This is a genomic window from Trinickia fusca, from assembly GCF_003628145.1.
Classification (GTDB): domain Bacteria; phylum Pseudomonadota; class Gammaproteobacteria; order Burkholderiales; family Burkholderiaceae; genus Trinickia; species Trinickia fusca.
Genome location: NZ_RBZV01000007.1, coordinates 122,637 through 140,311, shown reverse-complemented (window position 1 = coordinate 140,311; position 17,675 = coordinate 122,637). Strand labels below are relative to the sequence as shown.

Here is a 17,675-nt window from a genome sequence, read left to right as displayed (position 1 = left end):
CGCACGATGAACACCTCGCCCACTCGCGCGCCGCGCGCACTCGTCACCGGTCTCGGCGGCTTCACGGGACAGCATCTGGCCGAGCACCTTAGCGGGCTCGGCTATGAAGTCTGGGGGACGTTTGCGCCGCACACGGCGACGCCTGAGACCTCGGCTCAAGTTGCCCTGCCTGTCGATCTGCTCGACGCCGAGAGTCTCAAGTCGTTCATCGACGATGCGCGCCCCGACGTCGTCGTGCATCTGGCAGCAGCTGCACACGTTGCAAACGGCAAGCCGGCCAATACCTACCTCGTCAATATCGTCGGCACGCGCAATCTACTTGCGTCGCTGGCAGGGCTCGACGCGCGTCCGCGCTCGGTGCTGCTTGCAAGCAGTGCGAACGTGTACGGCAACGTGCCGTTCGAAGTGCTCGACGAGCAGGTTGCGCCGCAGCCCGCCAACGACTACGCGGTCAGCAAGCTCGCGATGGAACAGATGGCGCGGATGTGGATGGACCGGCTGCCGATCTGCATCGCGCGTCCGTTCAACTACACGGGCGTCGGCCAGCGCGAGGATTATCTACTGCCGAAGATCGTGGGTCATTACGCACGACGCGAAGCGCAGATCTCGCTCGGCAACCTCCACGTGAGCCGCGATTTCTCCGACGTGCGCAATGTCGTGGCGGTCTATGCGCAGCTGCTCGAGGCCTCGCCGGCCGGTGAAACGTTCAACATCTGCTCGGGGGTGTCGCACTCGCTGAGTGACGTGCTAGCGATGCTCTCACGCATCGCCGGGTATGAGATCGATGTCTCGGTCGATCCGAAACTTCTGCGAGCGAACGAGGTGCATCGGTTGGTCGGCTCCAATTTGAAGCTGCGACGGACGATCGGTCGCGTGCCGTCGACGCCGCTTGAAGAAACGCTCGAGTGGATGTATGGGAGTGTGGTGGGGGAACGTGCTCAGCACGTCACTTAGTCGTTCAATCACTAAGGCCTGCCCCCCGACTCTCACGAGATGTTCACCTCACGGCTCGCTCGGCTGCTACCTGAGCGAGCCACTGCGCGAAGCTCCATGCAACGCGCTCACGCTGTACGTCGTCATGCCAGACCCGAATCACCTGACCGACGACGCCCCCTTCGGCGGGATCGAGATCCAGGCACAAGTGGTTGCCGCTACCGTCGTGCGTGAACGGAATCCATTTGAGGTTGTACCAATCGTCCTTGACGCCGGGGTCTGGTTCGGAGGTCGTGTCGTCGAAATCGCCATCGGCAACGAGCTTCCTCCAGATCGACCATTGCGCGACGATTTCCCGCGCATTCAGCAGTGTGTCGTCGTCTGCAAACACGGCGCCCGGGTTTGCCTGGCCGTTGTGAATCCCGAGGCTTTCGACGAACTCGTTCGGCAACGTCACGTCGAGCAACGCATGCAATGTCGCGATCTCGTCGGCGTTCGCGGGTCCGTTCAGCCCGCCCGGCAATCGAGCGGGATCGGCAGCGAACCAATCGTCGAGCTGCTTCCAGGTATCGCGAAGATTCGTGCTTGCGGCGGCGGAGTCGAAATTGGGCGCTTCCGGCAACGGCTCTGGCTGTGGGTGCAGTCCCGTGCTGACGGCAACGTGCATTGCCTCAACCTGTCGTGACTGAAACCCGGCGCGATCGAGCCGCAGGAACTGCACTGTGCTACCGGCGGGCAGCGCCCCATCCCCCGCTGGAATCGCTGCGAGTATCCCGGCCTGAGCGACGCCACGAATTTGTTCGTCGCCCTGAAACGGCAGTAGGTGCACGAGTGGTTCGCCGTGTGGTCCCCAGCTGAGATTGCCCCATCGCATGCCATTACGCGCGGCGTCGCGCACGACGTCGTGCGCGACGTCGTGCGCGAGCTTACCGGTCTCCCAGTATGGCCCCGGCGACGCGACATGTTCGAGAAGATCGAGCACGCGTGACACGATCGTATGCATCAATACCGCTACCGCGCTCGTATAGCCAGGCAAGTTGATTAACGTCGCCTGATCGTAGCTCGTCAGCGTTTGCGACCCGCCCTGTGTACCGTCCGGCCTTGTCAACGGAAGCACCGTATGCTTGGGAAGCGACCGATTTTCGCTTCGGCCGAAATTGAAGCGACCGGCTGGTGTTTGCTTTATCTCGACGAGCGCTCGACCGTTCGAATACATCACTTGGGCATTAAGGCCCAGATTCTGGAACGGCTGCTCTACCGGCATTCCTGCACCGACGATCAGGTCGTAGCGCTGCGCGAACGCCGCGAGTTCGCGCCTGAACGCCCGCTCGTCGCGCTGCACGTCCAGCGGCGGTTGCGCCATGTCGGCGGGTATCAGATATTCGACGGGCGGTACGTCATATCCCCATCGCCGCAACATGGCACGTATATATGGCCCACTCACGTCCGGCCGTCGCCACGACTCATGCCTGTCGCCTGGCAGCACCTGATCGTAGCCGGCGATCAAAACGCCGATGCGCGGACGCTTCGTTACGGAGACTTCGCACACGCCGGCTGCGATCAGCGCGGCTTGACGCTGGGCTGTGATCCGCTCGCCTTTTGCGAGCAGCATCTCTCCCTTCCGATACTCGCTGCCCTGTGCAATCACGTGATGACCAGGCAGCAACGGGCTATGCAACCTCAGGTACGGCGAGTACTCCTTGTACGAACGACGATGCACATGCTTCGGCGCCAGTGCATCGGCGTTTTCCGGGAGAGGTGTATAGGCGGGTATCTCGGCGGCCCACAGAGCCTCGATCGCGCGGGCGGCAGGGCTCCCTGCGCGCGACCTCAACTTGAGCTGCATGGTGTCGACACTCAACTCGACCGGCTCTCGGCGAGACGCGTTCGCCGTGTCCGACGCGCGCAGCGCATAACCTTCGCATGCGGCTAACGGAACCGAGGGTACATCTCGCAGGGCAACCACGTCGGCTGCAGTAACGCGCATTAACGCGTCTTCGATCTGAACTACCTCGCTTTGCATCGCCCCCGGAACTGTCATGCTGCACAGATCGTACGCGTAAGCCAACCAAGCGGGAAACTTCGGGTGTTCGCTCATGGAATTTCTCATACGACAAGCTGCGATTCGAAGGTAAGGCCCGCGAATCGCAGCATCTTGGGAAGTTTTGGACTGTCTTGATTTATTGTGAATCTACGTCGACGTAAAATGAATCACCATCGAGCACGCGCTGATTCAAGTAGAAGTTACCCAAAAACGCACCGGCTCGCCGGTTATCGCTCGCGTCAATACGCTTGACCGGCACCTCGTTCTTGTCCGCCCCCTCTTGCGTCGCGGCGAACGGATACTCGTCGCAATCGCAGTCACTCGGCGTTTCGTCGGGATCGCCTGTGAACGTGCATTGCCCGGTGACCGAGCCGTACTTCGCGACGCATTGCTTCTTCGATTTACTGCGGTTCTCGCGCCGCCAATCGGCATCGCGCGTGCGCGTCAGTGACGATGATTTGTCCGTGTCCGGGAAAATAGTGCCGTCCCCTCTCAGCACGAGCTTGCCAGGGCGACCGGCCGCCTGCGCCTCCCGGATATGAATAGCGGATTCGTCGACGTCCGGATTGCTGGCCTTGATCGTGCGCAGCACGGCGGGTGCATTCGGGTAGACACACCCCTGCGTGCCGCTCTTCGCGAGTCCCACGTCGCAACGAATCTCCGGGATGTAGCCCTTGCCGCTGTACCTGTCCTTGCTTGGACCATCCTCGAACGACTCCCCCGTTTTGACAACCAGATACTCGATCGAAGGCCGGATCAACAACGGATTGTCCGTCCCCATGTTGGGCGTGAGCGTCACCAAAACTTCGCCGGACAATCCGCCTATGACAAGCGGAATACCGGCATTCGGCGCGACCGTGCATGTCGAGCCACACTCGACAACCGGTTTGATCGCCACGCCACCCGGACTGCCGGAAATTGCTTGTGCGCGGAATCGAAACTTCAGCGGCCACTCGAGCTGATTCGACGGATTGTCCGAGTACGCATAGGCTTCGATGCCCAAGCGACCTACTTCGTTGTTTTGGTCGCCGCGCACGACGTACTCGAACGAATCGGACTTATGGCAGAACGCACCGCGACTCAGCAGTGCGTCACTCGTCCTTTCGTGAGTGACAGTGGTACAGATAGGTGAAACGTCCGTGGCGCTATCTGCATGCGCGCACATCGCGGCTGAACACAGAATGATGCCTGTGAACAGCCGACCCAACCGCTTTCGGTCATTCATGCCCACTCCTGACAAGTCAATTAATCGGAATGCGTTCTTTCCGGTGCCCGGAATTTTGAGACGCACATCCAGTTGAAATGAACCTGTCAGGTTTGTATGGGAATGCGAATATTTTCAGACCGCCTTACACAACAGCCTGAGCGGCCGAGCCCCATCCCGCAAGCCCGGCCCTCCCACCCGCTTACTTCCTATGCCGATTCCACGGCGACGTCGGCGTACCCGCCGTCGTCACCGTCGGCACCCATGCCGCGAATTCCGCGTCGAGCCCGGTCGACAAGCCCTGCATGTACGTCCAGTACCCTGCGTAATCACCGCTGCGGAACAACGGCAGGATCGTCGCCAGGATTTCAGGGTGACGCTCGAACACGAAGCGCACGGACATATACCCCCAGGGATACGCACGATTGACGTAATCATCCATGCCGTACGTGTTCTGGAAGATGTCGCTGAGCTTGTATTGCCCCGTCATGGCCGCATTGATCCCGTCCTGATCGTCGTTCTCCTTCGAGATGTACTCGGCGAGCCCTTCGATGTACCAAACATCGGGCACCTGCGTCTCGGTCGTGAAATCGCCGTACATGTCGAAGCGACCGTCGAGGTAATGCACGAACTCGTGCTTGAGGTTCCAGATCTCGAACTGCGGACGCAGCCAGTCCGCTTCATAGGCGATGAAACGCGCCTGGTTGGTCGGTGAAGCCGGATTGCCCTCGAGATAGACACCGCCGTTGTTCGTGTCGTTGCCGAAGAACACCGACGAGTACGTTTCGTACTCCGTACTGTTTGAAAACACGGCCACTTCGAGCGTTTTGTTGTAATCGTCGGCCACCGGCACCTGATGCGTGTTCAGCATCGTATGGAAGTACGGCGTCTCCAGATCGATAAGATTGCACGCCTGCGCGGCCTGGTCAGCCGTCAACTCCTCGGTCCGCAGCCGCACGAAGCCGTTCGAGCATGGATAGTTCTTCGATAGCACCGCCGCAGCCAACGGCACCTCGAAGTTGCAAGTCCCGTAGTAGCTGCAATTGGCGTTGTCGTAATTCTCGACCGCCTGAGCCCCGGCAAGCCAAATCAGTCGGTCGGGGCCCATCATCTTCGTATGGGCAACCGCGTCCTTCATCAGCGGCGAGACGGTCGGCAACAACGCCGGGTGCATCGCGAATCGGAACGCCTCGGTCGCGGCCTGGCTCAACTGGAAGCTGGCAGTCGCGTCGTTGAGCAAACGGCGGTAGTTGCCTCTCACGAACCCATAGAGCGTCGTCGGATACGAGGGATCATTCTCGATCTTCGGCAAGGCATCATCACGATAGTGCGAGTAGTAGAACACCTTGAGGATGCCCGTAAAACCATAGCCGACGTTCGGATCGTCGAGCGCCGCAGCAGCATTGGGATTCGTCGGCGTGTTCGTAAAGTGCGTCACCCATTGCTTCATCAGATCGAGGTAGTTCGCTTCGTCATGCATGTTCGTGATCAGCGTCACGACTTCGCCGGCCGTGGTGGATGCGGTCTGGTTCGGCGAGAACAGCACGTTGCCTGACACGAGCTGCGTAATCGCCGTGCGCAGCGTGTCGCCGACCGACGCCGACGGCGCCGTCACGCCACCGTTGAAGGCCACGTAATACGCGGCACGCAGATACTCGGTCAGGTTCAGCAGCACGCCGTTCGTCGAGCTGTAGGCAGCCCCCTCGGAAGCGAACCGCGCCGCCACGGCATCGAGGTTGCCGGCCGAGAAGATCGTCGCTGCTTGAGAGCCCGTCACCGAGAACAACGGCCGCGTGCAATCGGAATCGGGCAGGTTCGCGACATAGTCAGCCAGTGCAGCGCCTTGATACCCGGCTAGCACGCTCATGTCATGGCAATCGGCCCCTGCCTTGCGATGCTTGGCCAGTTCCGCTTCGAGCGCGCGCCGCCGCTCGCCCGGGGGGAGCAATTCAGGCCGCATTCGGTTCGACGGTGGCAGGTCGTACAACAACTCCTCATTCGAGCGCGGCAACAGCGACGGCTTGCGCGGCATCGGCGGCACGTGAGCCGCGTGCGATGCCAGACCGACGTCCCGCGAAGCCTTGAGCGACGGTGCCGCTACCTGCTGTGGCGTGGCCTGTGTCGGATAGGCATCGGCATGGGCCGCAATCAACATCGTCGAAATCGAAAGCGCCGCGAGGCGCAGTGCACGAACCAAAAGCTTCATGTGTTTGCCCCCTCCTAAAGATCGCAAAAGGTTGCCGCCGGTTGGGCCGGCGCAACCGGTTCGCCGATAAGCGCAACCGGCCTATCGACGGCGCAACCGTAGCCACCCAAAAGGGGAGGGACAACTACTTGAAGTAATAGGTTTAGGGAACCTAATTAACGTCGCTCGCTCACGCTTTCTGGTGTCTGCGCGACGAAAGTGGCAAAAGGTGAGGGTTTTCGGGAAGGCGTGGAAAAAGCCGCGTCGAAACGGCTGTCAGTCCCATCTGATAAGGCTTGCGCCGATCGATTGAGGTACCGCGCAGCCGCGAAGGTGAGAGTTTTCAGGATTGTCGAGATTGGCATGCCCCTGCCGACGGCACCTGTACCTGTCGGTTTACACGATAAAGTGCGCACAATGTGGCACTTACCCCACACTGTGAGACATGACGATGGCCATTCCGAACGACATCATCCGTATTGACGAGACTGTCGCCGCACGCTCGCTGACGGAGCTTCCGCTACCGTTTGCCGTGCTGTTCGAGCGCGGCGACGTCTCGATCGAACTGTTCGCCCCACGTGGTGAAGACACACAGAAGCCGCATACGCGCGACGAGCTCTACATCGTCTCGTCGGGCTCGGGCGTGTTTCGGCGCGGCACCGAGCGATGCGAATTCAAGGCCGGCGACCTGCTGTTCGTGCCGGCCCATGTCGAGCATCGCTTCGAAAGCTTTACGCCCGACTTTCGCACGTGGGTCGTGTTCTTCGGGCCGCAAGGCGGCGTGGCCGTTCAACCCGGCTGAGCGAACGGCGACGCCAAGCCCTGCGAATCGCTACCTCTACGCACCCTCGCACAGCGTTCGTTCGTACAGCGCGAGCATCGCTTCGGTATCGACGCCGACGCACACCGTACACGACGGCCGGTCGTCCCAGTCGGGCGCCGGCACCGTCAAGCTCACCGGCTTCTGGACCGTATGGCCCACCGCGATGCCCTCGGTCAGTGCGCGCACCGGGCCACTGCGGGTCGTATAAAGGTGCGGCGCGAGCACATAGGCCACCGCCGACGAATCGTGTACGTAGATACCGTCGAGTTCGGCACTCGCGCGGTGGAAGTCCTCGTAGTGACGCGACACGTCCCAGACGAAACGCCCTGCCTCGCCGCCACGATCGCGAATTGCGGCCAGGTAGTCCGTCGTCATGATCGTCTTCTGCGTGACGTCGAGCCCGACGATCGCCACGGGCCAGCTCGCGCCGAACACGATGTCGGCCGCATCGGGATCGCCAAGCATGTTCGCCTCGGCGGCCGGCGTGACGTTGCCGTGAATGCCATCCGTACCGAAGGCGCCGCCCATCACGACGACTTGCTTGACCAGCGTCGCCACCTGAGGGTCCTCGGCCAACGCGAGCGCGAGGTTCGTGAGCGGGCCGACCGCGATCAGCGTGACCTCGCCCGGATACGCTCGCACGGTATCGACGATGAAGCGATGGGCCGGACGCGCATCGAGCGCTGCGCGCGCCTCGCCATCGAGCGTGGCGCTGACGCCGAGATTGCCGAGCCCGTCGTCGCCGTGGATCCAGCCGAGCGGCTCGGGCGCCGTACGCTTGAGCGGCGCTTGCGCCCCGCGCGCAACCGGGACGCCCGGCGCAAAACGTGCAGCCAGATAACAGGCGTTGCGCGTCGTCGTCTCGACCGTCGCATTGCCGAACACGCTGGTTATGCCGAGTAGTTCGATGTCGCCATGCAGCGCCTGAAAGACGAGCGCCATCGCGTCGTCGACACCCGGATCGGTGTCATAGATGACCTTGTGCTGACTCACAGGTAAAACGCCTCCGGCAACAGTTCGCGCGCCGTCGTCTCGCGCGTCGTGCCCTGCAGATTGCCGAGCAGCACGCGCAGCTCGGGGCCGCCCAATTCGATCATGACCTGACGACATGCCCCGCACGGCGCAATGGGGCCATCGGTATTGCCGATGACGGCGAGCGCAGCGAAGTCGTTGCGTCGATAGCCAGCTGCGATTGCGCTGAAAAACGCGGTACGTTCGGCGCAATTGCAAAGGCCATATGACGCGTTCTCGACATTGCAGCCATGAAAGACTCGTCCATCGTTGGCCAGCAGCGCCGCGCCAACTTGAAAGTTCGAATACGGCGCATACGCCTTTTCACGCGCTTCGCGCGCGCTATTCAGTAAGTTATCCATCGCGAATTCTCTTTAATGAAGCGTCAGGAACATGCCTGCGATCGTCGCGCTCATCAGATTCGACAGCGTCGCGGCAAGCACGACGCGCATCCCATGACGGGCGACTTCAGCCCGCCGCTCGGGTGCGACGGCGCTAAAACCGCCCGTGAGCACGGCGATCGAGGCGAAGTTCGCAAAGCCGCACAGTGCAAACGAAACGATCGCGAGCGTGCGCGGATCGAGCACTTGCAGGCCGGCTGCGGCTACGGCCGCGGGGTCCTTGAGGTACGGCGAGAGCGAGGCGTAGGCCACGAACTCGTTGAGGATGATCTTCTGCCCGAGGAAGTTGCCCGCAATCGCGGCCTCGTTCCACGGCACGCCGATCAAGTAAGCGAGCGGCGCAAATACGGTGCCGAGCACCGATTGCATCGACAACTGCGGTTGGCCGAACCATCCGCCGATCCCGCCGACGATACCGTTCAGCAGTGCGATGAGACCAACGAATGCGATCAGCATCGCCCCCACCATCACCGCGATCTTGAGGCCGACTGCCGCACCCGAGCTCGCCGCTTCGATGACGTTCGCCGGCCGGCGTTCGTCGAAGCTCAGGTTCTCGAGTTTCACGCGGCTGGGCTCGGTGGTCGGATGAATGATCTTCGCGAACAGCAAGCCGCCCGGTACGGCCATGAACGACGCCGCGAGCAGGTATTCCATGCGCACGCCGAGGCCCGCATAGCCGGCGAGCACCGAGCCCGCCACGGCAGCCATGCCGCTCGACATCACGGCGAACAGCTCCGCGCCCGTCATGTCGCGCGCAAACGGCTTCACGACAGCCGGCATTTCGCTTTGCCCGAGGAAGATGGTGCTCACGGCCGAGAACGATTCGAGCTTCGATACGCCGAGCAGCCACTGAAACAACGTGCCGAGCACGAGCACGATCCAGCGCATGATGCCGAGGTAATAGAGCACCGAAATGAATGCCGTCACGAAGATGATGGCGGGCAGCACGCGCGCGGCGAAGACGAAGCCGCCCGAGCCGAACAGCTCGAACATCTTCGATTGCACGAGGCCGCCGAACACGAATTCGATACCGGCATTGCCATATTCGAGCACGTGATTGACGCCGGCAGCCAAGTCGGCCAGAACGGTCTTGCCGACCGGCACGAACAGAATGAAAGCGCCGATGCTGATCTGGGCAATGAGCGCCGCCACGACCGTGCGTGGACGAATCGCGCGCCGGTTAGTCGAAAAGGCGAAAGCGATCAGCAGCAGAACGACCATCCCCAGGAGGTTTCGTACGATCAATCCCATGTCTTTATCGATTGGAATGGTGGACAAATGGGTGCGATGCTAAACGAAACCGGTGCCGAGCGAAATTGTTCAATTAACGATTCGCCCGGCGCAAAAGCGTGTATGTCGTTTTTACTCTTGGATCAGGAATTTTTCGCGCCGGCTGCCAATCCAGGCCGGCACGCGACCACGGCCGCTCCATGTTTGCCCCGTCTTGGGGTTGCGGTACTTCGGCGGCAAGCCCTGCGACTTCGATGCGCTTGCACGCTTGGCCGCGAAGCCGAGTTCCTCGGCCGTAATGCCGTATTCGGCGATTTGCTGCTTGATCTGCTCGATGGTGGCGGTCACTTCCTTCTCGCGCGCCGCTTCCATCTGCGCCTGCACCTTTGCTAACTGCTCGGTAAGCTGCTTATACGTCGCCATAAAAAATTGCCTCCGTGGTGATTGCCGATCCGATCAATACTGCTGGGACTGCCAATGTCCGCGAAAGTGCAATCCTACTTGGCCCGGCATGCAAAAAGCAGGTTACGCGCGCCGCCTTCGACCGTTTGGCGAACGACGTCGACTTCGCCCTGGCAAATGCCACGAGCATTTTGCATGCAGGTATCCCAGGGTCCCTGTTCCGGACATTGAACAAGCGTAGTCGGCCGCCCGTCGCCGGTAAACAGCGGCGCGCTGGCGCCGCAGCCGGCCAGCATCGCAAAGCCGGCCGCGGCCGCGAGCCACAAGCCGGTGCGGCCGTTGCAAAGTTTGGACAAAAGCGTATGCCTCATCGAAAGGACTCCTTCTGCTTTCCCGTTCTTTTTCGAATGGCCGGAGTATGCCATGCAGACGTCCTTACCGCGATTGCTTTGCCCCTTCACTTTGTCCATTCTTTAAACCGCTACCCCCAAAGCTGCAATCTTTTTATATAGCGTGGCGCGCCCAATGCCCATTCGGGCGGCAGCCTCGGCCACGCGTCCGCCCGCGGCGCGAATCGCATCGGCCAGAAAGCGCCGTTCGAAATCGGCCAGTGCCTGCGCATACGAATCACCGTGCGGCACGTGCGCATCGCCTACGGTCGACGCTTCGGCTTGCATGCCCGGGGACGGCGCGGAACCCGGTAACGACCGGAAGCCGATGAACGGCGCCAGCATGCGCGCGTCGATGCATTCGCTGTCCGACAGCATGACCGCGCGCTCGAGGGTATTGCGCAGCTCGCGCACGTTGCCGGGCCAATCGTGTGCGGCAAGCATGCGCAGCGCATCGTCGTGCAGCTCGAGGTGCCGGCCGTGCCCGCCTCGTCCTGGCGCGGACAATTCTTCCAGAATCGCGTAGGCCAGCGCCTCGATGTCGGCGCGACGTTCGCGCAGCGGCGGCGCATGAATCGTCAATACGTTGAGCCGATAGAAAAGGTCTGCACGGAAGCGGCCTGCCGCCACGAGCGCCGGCAGATCGGCGGAGGTCGCCGCGACGATGCGCACATCGGTACGGACGATACGGTTCGAGCCAAGAGGTTCGAACTCCTGATCTTGCAGTACCCGCAAGAGCTTGCCTTGCAACGGCAGCGGCATATCGCCGATTTCGTCGAGAAACAGCGTGCCGCCGTGCGCGAGCTCGAACTTGCCCACGCGTCCGCGCCGCTCGATGCCCGTATAAGCGCCCGGTGCGGCGCCAAAGAATTCGACTTCGAGCAGTGTGTCGGGAATGGCCGCGACGTTGACCGTGACGAGCGGCTCGTTCGCGCGCGCCGACGTGCCGTGGATCGCATGCGCGAGCAGCTCCTTGCCCGTACCCGTTTCGCCGAGCACCAGAACCGGCGAATCGACGCGGGCCGCCCGCCGCGCCTGGCGTTTGACTTCGAGCGTAGAAGCGTTCGTGCCGATGAAACTCGCCAGCGTGTACTTGGCGCGGCGCGCCTGCGCGAGGGACTGGCGTGCGGCGATCAATTCCTGCTGCACGCGCGAGTAGTGCGAAAACAGCGGCGTCAGCGCTTGCATCTCGTCGAACAGCGCAAAGCCGACCGCGCCGACCGTCGTGCCGCTATCGTCCTTCAGCGGCAAGCGCGTGACGACGAGCGGCTCGCGACCGTTTTCGAGCACATCGAGCAGAATCGGCTTGCCTGTCTGCACCACCTCGCGCATGAGGCTGTTGGGGATCACGGCCTCGCAATCGCGGCCGATCGCCTGTTGCGCGTCGGTAAAACCGAAGCGCGCCGCATAGCGCTCGTTGATCCAGACGATGCGTGCATCGGCATCGACGATCAGCGTGCCCTCGCTGAAATTCTCGAATGCTTCGAATAACGAATCCAATGCCCGCCGCAAAACGACGCCGTATTCGGCAGGCAGACCAGCCCAGTCGTTTTTCATCGATCAGGTGTCTCCGTATGTCTTTTTCATGTCGCGGATTCGCGCCCGCTCGGCACTGGATTTCCGCCCAAATCTACGAATTGAGACAGCATATCTCACTACGGAGATGAAGCAAAAAGTCTTTTATTGTCAATTTAGAAAGATAGTCATTCCAACCATGCAACGACATTCAGTCTCTTTACGGAGACAATTCGCTGCCGCATGCGTTACTTTTTGTCTGCGCCATCGCCGCACATCGCCCGCGGGCCTTGCCGCAGCAGGCTTGCGATGCGCGTGGCATGAAAACTGCGAAGCCGAACCCTTGCGTCAATCGCACGCGTTGGCTTGCAAGCAAAAAACACAACACGGAGACCCAATGTCTTTTGTCATCGTTCTTGCCGCATTGGCATTCCTGATGTTCGCCGCGTATCGCGGCTACAGCGTCATCCTGTTCGCACCGGTGGCCGCGCTCGGCGCGGTGCTGCTGACCGAACCGGCGGCCGTCGCGCCCGTCTTCTCGGGCATCTTCATGGAAAAGATGGTCGGCTTCGTCAAACTGTATTTCCCCGTATTCCTGCTCGGCGCCGTATTCGGAAAGGTCGTCGAACTGGCCGGCTTTTCCGAGGCGATCGTCGCGGCCGCCATCCGCTATATCGGCCGCTCGCGGGCCAATGCCGTCATCGTCGCCGTCTGCGCGCTGCTCACTTACGGCGGCGTTTCGCTGTTCGTCGTCGTGTTCGCGGTCTACCCGTTCGCGGCCGAGCTCTATCGTCAAAGCGACATTCCGAAGCGGCTGATGCCGGGCGCCATCGCGCTCGGCGCGTTCTCGTTCACGATGGATTCGCTGCCCGGCACGCCGCAGATCCAGAACATCATTCCGAGCGCGTTCTTCAAGACGACGGGCTGGGCCGCGCCCGCGCTCGGCACGATCGGCTCGGTGTTCATCGTCATCGTGGGCCTCTCGTACCTCGAGTGGCGCCGCCGCGCCGCCCTCGCCAAAGGCGAAGGCTACGGCACGTCGCTCGTGAACGAACCCGAGCGCGTCGCCACGACCACGCTGCCCCATCCGCTCGTGGCCATCACGCCGCTCGTGCTGGTCGGCGTCGCGAACTTCGCGCTGACGAAGCTGATCCCGCAGTGGTACGGCGTCGGGACCTACAGCGTCGCCCCTGACGTGCTGCCTGGCGTGCATGCGCCCGTCACGGCAACGATCAAGTCGGTAGTGGCCGTGTGGTCCGTCGAAGGCGCTCTGCTGGCCGGCATTCTATTGGTGGTCATCACGGCGTTCGGCCGCGTGCGCGAACGTTTCGCCGCTGGCACGAAGGGCGCCGTCGCGGGCGCACTGCTCGCGTCGATGAACACGGCATCGGAGTACGGCTTCGGTGGTGTGGTGGCGGCATTGCCGGGCTTTCTCGTCGTCGGCGATGCGTTGAAGAGCATTCCGAACCCGCTCGTGAATGCGGCCGTCTCCGTCAGCTCCCTGGCCGGCATCACGGGCTCGGCCTCGGGCGGCATGAGCATCGCGCTCGCGGCCATGTCCGATGCGTTCATCAAGAACGCCGCTGCCGCGCATATCCCGATGGACGTTCTGCACCGCGTCGTCGCCATGGCGAGCGGCGGCATGGACACGCTGCCGCACAACGGCGCCGTCATCACGCTGCTTGCCGTGACGGGGCTCACGCACCGCGAGTCGTACCGCGACATCTTCGCGGTGACGATGATCAAGACGCTCGCCGTGTTCTTCGTGATCGCCGTCTACTACGCGACTGGGCTCGTCTAACGGCAACCAGGGCCGCCCGACACAGCGGCGGCCCTGGCTTTTCCTTTCGCCATTCTTACGATTTATGCCATCTGCAAGCTCGGCTCGCGTGCGCCGCGCAATGCTTGGGGCGCCGTGCCGCTGCCGCCGAGCTTGAAGACGGCGACCGCGTCATGCAGCACCTCGGCCTGCTGCGCCATCGACTGTGCCGCAGCCGAGGCTTCTTCCACAAGCGCAGCATTGCGCTGCGTCGCCTCGTCCATGTGCATGACAGCGACGTTGACTTGCTCGATGCCGCTCGTCTGCGCGTCGGTGGCCGACGAGATCTCGGTCATGATCCCGCTCACCCGATGCACGGCTTCGACGATCTCGTGAATCGACCCGCCCGCCTGCGTGACGAGCGCGGCGCCCGCATCGACGCGTTCGGCCGACTCGTCGATCAGCTGCTTGATCTCCCTGGCCGCCGTGGCGCTACGCTGCGCGAGCGTGCGCACTTCGCTCGCGACCACGGCGAAGCCGCGTCCCTGCTCGCCGGCACGCGCCGCTTCGACCGCCGCATTCAACGCGAGAATGTTGGTCTGAAACGCGATGCTTTCGATAACGCCGATGATTTCTGTCATGCGCGTCGAGCTATCGGAGATCGCGTGCATCGTCTGCACGACACGCCCGACGACGTCGCCGCCGCGCTGCGCGAACGTCGACGCCTCTGCGGCCAGCGAGCTCGCCTGCTTGGCGCTGTCGGCATTGTGCCGCACGGCTGAGGTCAGCTCGGCCATGCTCGAGGCCGTTTGCTCGAGGAAAGCGGCCTGCTCCTCCGTGCGCTGCGCCAGGCCTGCATTGCCCTGCGCAATCTGAGAGGCGGCCACCGAAATCGAATCGCTCGAGCGCTTGATGCCCGTCACGATGGTGCTGAGCTGCTCTTCCATCGCGTCGAGCGAGTACATGAGACTCGACCGGTCACCCACTTTCACGCGCACGTGATCGCGCAGATTACCGGCTGCGATGGCACCCGCGAGCGCCACGGCGTCGCGCGGCTCCCCGCCCAATTGCCGGCCGAAGCCTCGCGCGATCGCCAACGCGATGGCGAAGGCGGCCACCACTGCACCGATGATGCTGACGATGACGAGCGTAACGGCATGCGCATAGGCGCGCTCGGCGGCTTCGCCCTCGCGCACGGCCGCCTTCTCGGCGAGCGCGACCAACGTTTGAATGTCGCGCTCGATGCCCTTGCGCAGCTGGTATGCACGGCCGTCGAGCAACGCGAATGCATCCGCCTGACGATGCTCCTTCTCGAGTTGCCGCACCTCGCGATCGGAATCGATGTACGGGCCGATCAATTGCTGAATGTCGGCGTAGGTGGCCTTTTCGTCGGGCTCGACCATCCGCTTTTCATAATCGGCCGCCGCGGCGTGGTAAGTGTCGATGGCGGCTTCGGTGCCGGCGTTGGCGGCCTCGAATTCGGCCTGCGAGCTCGCATTGCCCGCGTGATATTCCCCGATACGCATGGTGCGCAAGGCGCCCTGCATCTGCAGGCTGGCACGAACCGCGGGCAGCCAGTTATCGCGCAGCTGCGTGACGTGGCCGTTCTCGACACTGATCTCATACAGACAGAATCCACCCAGCATCACGAGCAGGGCGATGACGACAGCAAAACCCAGCAACAGCTGGGTCACGACCTTCATGTTTCTAAGAGACAACATCCTGAGCTCCGTTATTGGTGTTGACTACGGGAGGCACGTCCTGAACTAGCGGGGTCACGCGTACGACCAAGCGCCCCACGGTTATTCGGCAATTAGCGTCTCTTCTTTAATAAGAATTACGTAGATGGCGATAAATGCGCTTCGTTTGCACACCTTTGCCGCACTGCGGCAATGCACCGCAAGCCATTGATGCACAACGACTATTCAAACATTTCCAAGCATTACGAAAGGATTTTGAAAAGAGATATTTTTTGTATTTTTTTGTGCTTTGCCGCACCTTCGCGCGCTCGGCCAGGTGCGGCGTTCGCGTCTAGGAGCGCAAGCCGAAGAGCCCATGCCACCACGCGCCGAACAAGCCCGCATGGGTCGGCGCCGCTTCCGGAGCGGCTTCGGCTGACTCGTTTTGCGCTTCGCTCGCAGCAAGCTCGTGGTCGGTTTCGTGCGCGACGGCTCTGCGATCCTTCGCTGACACTTCGGACTCCTGTGCCTCAGCCTCGGTTCGTGCCGCGTCTTGTTCGGCCTGGTGCGTCGCGCGCCATGCGGCCACGCCGTCGGCAATGCGCCCGGCAAGCTCGAGCTCGCAGTCGCGCCCAAGCAATACGCCGAAGACGACATCGCGGTTGTAGTCGCGCTCGGCGAACCGCATCGCAAGCGCGACCATCTGCGCGTAATGCGCTTCCTCCTTCGCGCGCGCCTCTTCGCGATGGCGTTCGAGACGAGCCATCTCCTCGGCGAACACCTCGTCGTAGATGCGCCGCTGCTCCAAGTCTGACAAAATCGCGTAGGCGTCCTTGATTTGCTGAAACGCGGCGTGTGCCTCGGCCTCGCGCCCGACATTGCGGTCGGGATGAAACTTCATCGCCGCTTTGCGATACGCCCGCTTGATCTGCTCCTGGGTGGCATCCTCATGCACACCGAGCATGTCATACAGTGTGTCCATCGTTGCTCCGCGAGAGGAGAAGTGGCATCGGGATCGATGCTAGCACCGCACGCGGGCCCGGCAACCTCGAGCAACGAACGGGCACGCGACGGACAACGGCAGCTCGTTTTCGACGGTTGTCAGTCATTTGACAGGTTCCCCCTGGAATCGAATCCATAGGGCATAGCCCGGCCAATATCCGAAGGTTCGTCTCCAGATAAATACCAGGGGGCTTGATTTCATGGCGCGGTTCGATTTGAATTACAAAACTTCGGAACGCCTCAGCGCATTGAGAGACTGCGCCGTGGGCTGCCGGAGTCGCTTGCCGCCGAAACTTTTCCTTTGAAAGCTGTCTTTTTTTTCGAAGAAAATATCCCGGCACGCGGGTTTCGACGCGACAACACATAACTTCCACATAGAAGCGGGCCTCTAAATGAGCGAAAAAAAGAAAGCGCTGATCGAAACCGCCACCCGGCTATTTTCACGATTCGGGTTTCACGCCGTTGGAATCGATCGGATCATCGCCGAATCGCGCGTGGCGAAAATGACGATGTACAAGCACTTTCCGTCGAAAAGTCGACTCGTCGTAGAAGTGCTGAACGAACAGGGCGCGGCGTTGACAGCGGGTCTCGCAGCAGCAGCAGCGGCGCATTCCGACGCGCTCGAGAAACTGCATGCGATCTTCCAGTGGCACGACACGTGGTTCCACTCCGAAGCGTTCACGGGCAGCATGTTCATTCATGCCGCAGCCGAATTCCATGCCGAGGAGAACGAAATTCTTGCCACCTCGGCCGCCCAGCGGCACGCCTTCGTCCATCAGATAGAACGCATCCTTGGCGAGCGCTTCGACGCCGAAACAGCCGAACGGCTTGCGCGCCGCTGTGCGCTCCTGCTCGACGGCGCGACGCTTGCCCGTCAGTTGAGCGGGCGTGTCGACGCGGCACGCGATGCCTGGGAAATGGCCCAGGCCTTGATCGAAAACGAGCGGGTGCACTGCGCCTGAGCATTCGCTGCACGTGCATGGTGAGGAAATACGGGAGTACCCGAGGCGCGACGCCGGCTGACGGCATCGCGCTGTTCGCGCACCTTAAAAAGGCCGCGGACGACGCCGGAGATCGCGTTACACTCACCAGAACGTC

General features: G+C 61.9%; 15 protein-coding genes. 4 read left to right on the top strand and 11 right to left on the bottom strand.

Annotated features, from left to right (window positions below; genetic code table 11):
* The first annotated feature begins 6 nt into the window (after positions 1-6).
* Entirely contained in the window at positions 7-954 is a 948-nt protein-coding gene (locus tag D7S89_RS17395; protein WP_121279226.1) for a GDP-mannose 4,6-dehydratase, read from the top strand.
* A 43-nt stretch (positions 955-997) separates the two neighbouring features.
* On the opposite strand, the gene D7S89_RS17390 is transcribed toward D7S89_RS17395, so the two are convergent.
* The 3 genes from D7S89_RS17390 to D7S89_RS17380 all read right to left on the bottom strand — a co-directional run bounded on the left by D7S89_RS17390 (position 998) and on the right by D7S89_RS17380 (position 6,387).
* Positions 998-2,974: an SMI1/KNR4 family protein gene (locus tag D7S89_RS17390; protein ID WP_245983023.1), complete on the bottom strand. Its 1,977-nt coding sequence runs from the start codon at positions 2,972-2,974 to the stop codon at positions 998-1,000.
* Between the two features lie 139 nt (positions 2,975-3,113).
* Positions 3,114-4,268 carry a NucA/NucB deoxyribonuclease domain-containing protein gene (locus D7S89_RS17385; protein ID WP_245983004.1) on the bottom strand — a complete coding sequence of 385 codons (1,155 nt, stop codon included), beginning with the start codon at positions 4,266-4,268 and terminating at the stop codon, positions 3,114-3,116.
* Between the two features lie 115 nt (positions 4,269-4,383).
* Positions 4,384-6,387 carry a collagenase gene (locus D7S89_RS17380; RefSeq protein ID WP_121279220.1) on the bottom strand — a complete coding sequence of 668 codons (2,004 nt, stop codon included), beginning with the start codon at positions 6,385-6,387 and terminating at the stop codon, positions 4,384-4,386.
* A 430-nt stretch (positions 6,388-6,817) separates the two neighbouring features.
* On the opposite strand from D7S89_RS17380, the gene D7S89_RS17375 reads away from it, so the two are divergent.
* Positions 6,818-7,168 (top strand): cupin domain-containing protein, encoded by a 351-nt coding sequence (locus D7S89_RS17375; protein WP_121279479.1) that lies wholly within the window; start codon positions 6,818-6,820, stop codon positions 7,166-7,168.
* Between the two features lie 36 nt (positions 7,169-7,204).
* Here the strand turns inward: D7S89_RS17375 and D7S89_RS17370 are convergent, their stop codons facing one another.
* The 6 genes from D7S89_RS17370 to D7S89_RS17345 all read right to left on the bottom strand — a co-directional run bounded on the left by D7S89_RS17370 (position 7,205) and on the right by D7S89_RS17345 (position 12,179).
* Positions 7,205-8,182 carry a nucleoside hydrolase gene (locus D7S89_RS17370; RefSeq protein WP_121279218.1) on the bottom strand — a complete coding sequence of 326 codons (978 nt, stop codon included), beginning with the start codon at positions 8,180-8,182 and terminating at the stop codon, positions 7,205-7,207.
* The gene (locus D7S89_RS17365) at positions 8,179-8,562 is read right to left on the bottom strand and encodes a cytidine deaminase (RefSeq protein WP_121279216.1); all 384 of its coding nucleotides are present in this window, start codon (positions 8,560-8,562) and stop codon (positions 8,179-8,181) included. Before D7S89_RS17365 ends, D7S89_RS17370 begins: the two co-directional genes overlap by 4 nt.
* 12 nt (positions 8,563-8,574) lie before the next feature.
* On the bottom strand, positions 8,575-9,852 hold the full coding sequence (locus D7S89_RS17360; protein WP_121279214.1) for a NupC/NupG family nucleoside CNT transporter: 1,278 nt from the start codon (positions 9,850-9,852) through the stop codon (positions 8,575-8,577).
* A gap of 111 nt (positions 9,853-9,963) precedes the next feature.
* Positions 9,964-10,254, bottom strand: coding sequence for an H-NS histone family protein (locus tag D7S89_RS17355; RefSeq protein ID WP_121279212.1), 291 nt, complete (start codon positions 10,252-10,254; stop codon positions 9,964-9,966).
* Between the two features lie 74 nt (positions 10,255-10,328).
* On the bottom strand, positions 10,329-10,703 hold the full coding sequence (locus D7S89_RS17350) for a hypothetical protein (protein ID WP_147426697.1): 375 nt from the start codon (positions 10,701-10,703) through the stop codon (positions 10,329-10,331).
* Between the two features lie 3 nt (positions 10,704-10,706).
* Positions 10,707-12,179 carry a sigma-54 interaction domain-containing protein gene (locus D7S89_RS17345; RefSeq protein WP_121279208.1) on the bottom strand — a complete coding sequence of 491 codons (1,473 nt, stop codon included), beginning with the start codon at positions 12,177-12,179 and terminating at the stop codon, positions 10,707-10,709.
* A gap of 355 nt (positions 12,180-12,534) precedes the next feature.
* On the opposite strand from D7S89_RS17345, the gene D7S89_RS17340 reads away from it, so the two are divergent.
* The gene (locus D7S89_RS17340) at positions 12,535-13,938 is read left to right on the top strand and encodes a GntP family permease (protein WP_121279206.1); all 1,404 of its coding nucleotides are present in this window, start codon (positions 12,535-12,537) and stop codon (positions 13,936-13,938) included.
* A gap of 62 nt (positions 13,939-14,000) precedes the next feature.
* Here D7S89_RS17340 and D7S89_RS28180 read toward each other — a convergent pair whose 3' ends face one another.
* Complete coding sequence (locus tag D7S89_RS28180; protein WP_121279204.1) at positions 14,001-15,617, bottom strand: methyl-accepting chemotaxis protein; 1,617 nt, start codon at positions 15,615-15,617, stop codon at positions 14,001-14,003.
* 310 nt (positions 15,618-15,927) lie between these two features.
* Positions 15,928-16,557, bottom strand: a complete 630-nt coding sequence (locus tag D7S89_RS17330; RefSeq protein ID WP_121279202.1) for a J domain-containing protein — start codon at positions 16,555-16,557, stop codon at positions 15,928-15,930.
* 412 nt (positions 16,558-16,969) lie between these two features.
* Between D7S89_RS17330 and D7S89_RS17325 the strand changes: the two genes are divergently transcribed.
* Positions 16,970-17,539 (top strand): TetR/AcrR family transcriptional regulator, encoded by a 570-nt coding sequence (locus tag D7S89_RS17325; RefSeq protein WP_121279200.1) that lies wholly within the window; start codon positions 16,970-16,972, stop codon positions 17,537-17,539.
* Positions 17,540-17,675: the final 136 nt, after the last annotated feature.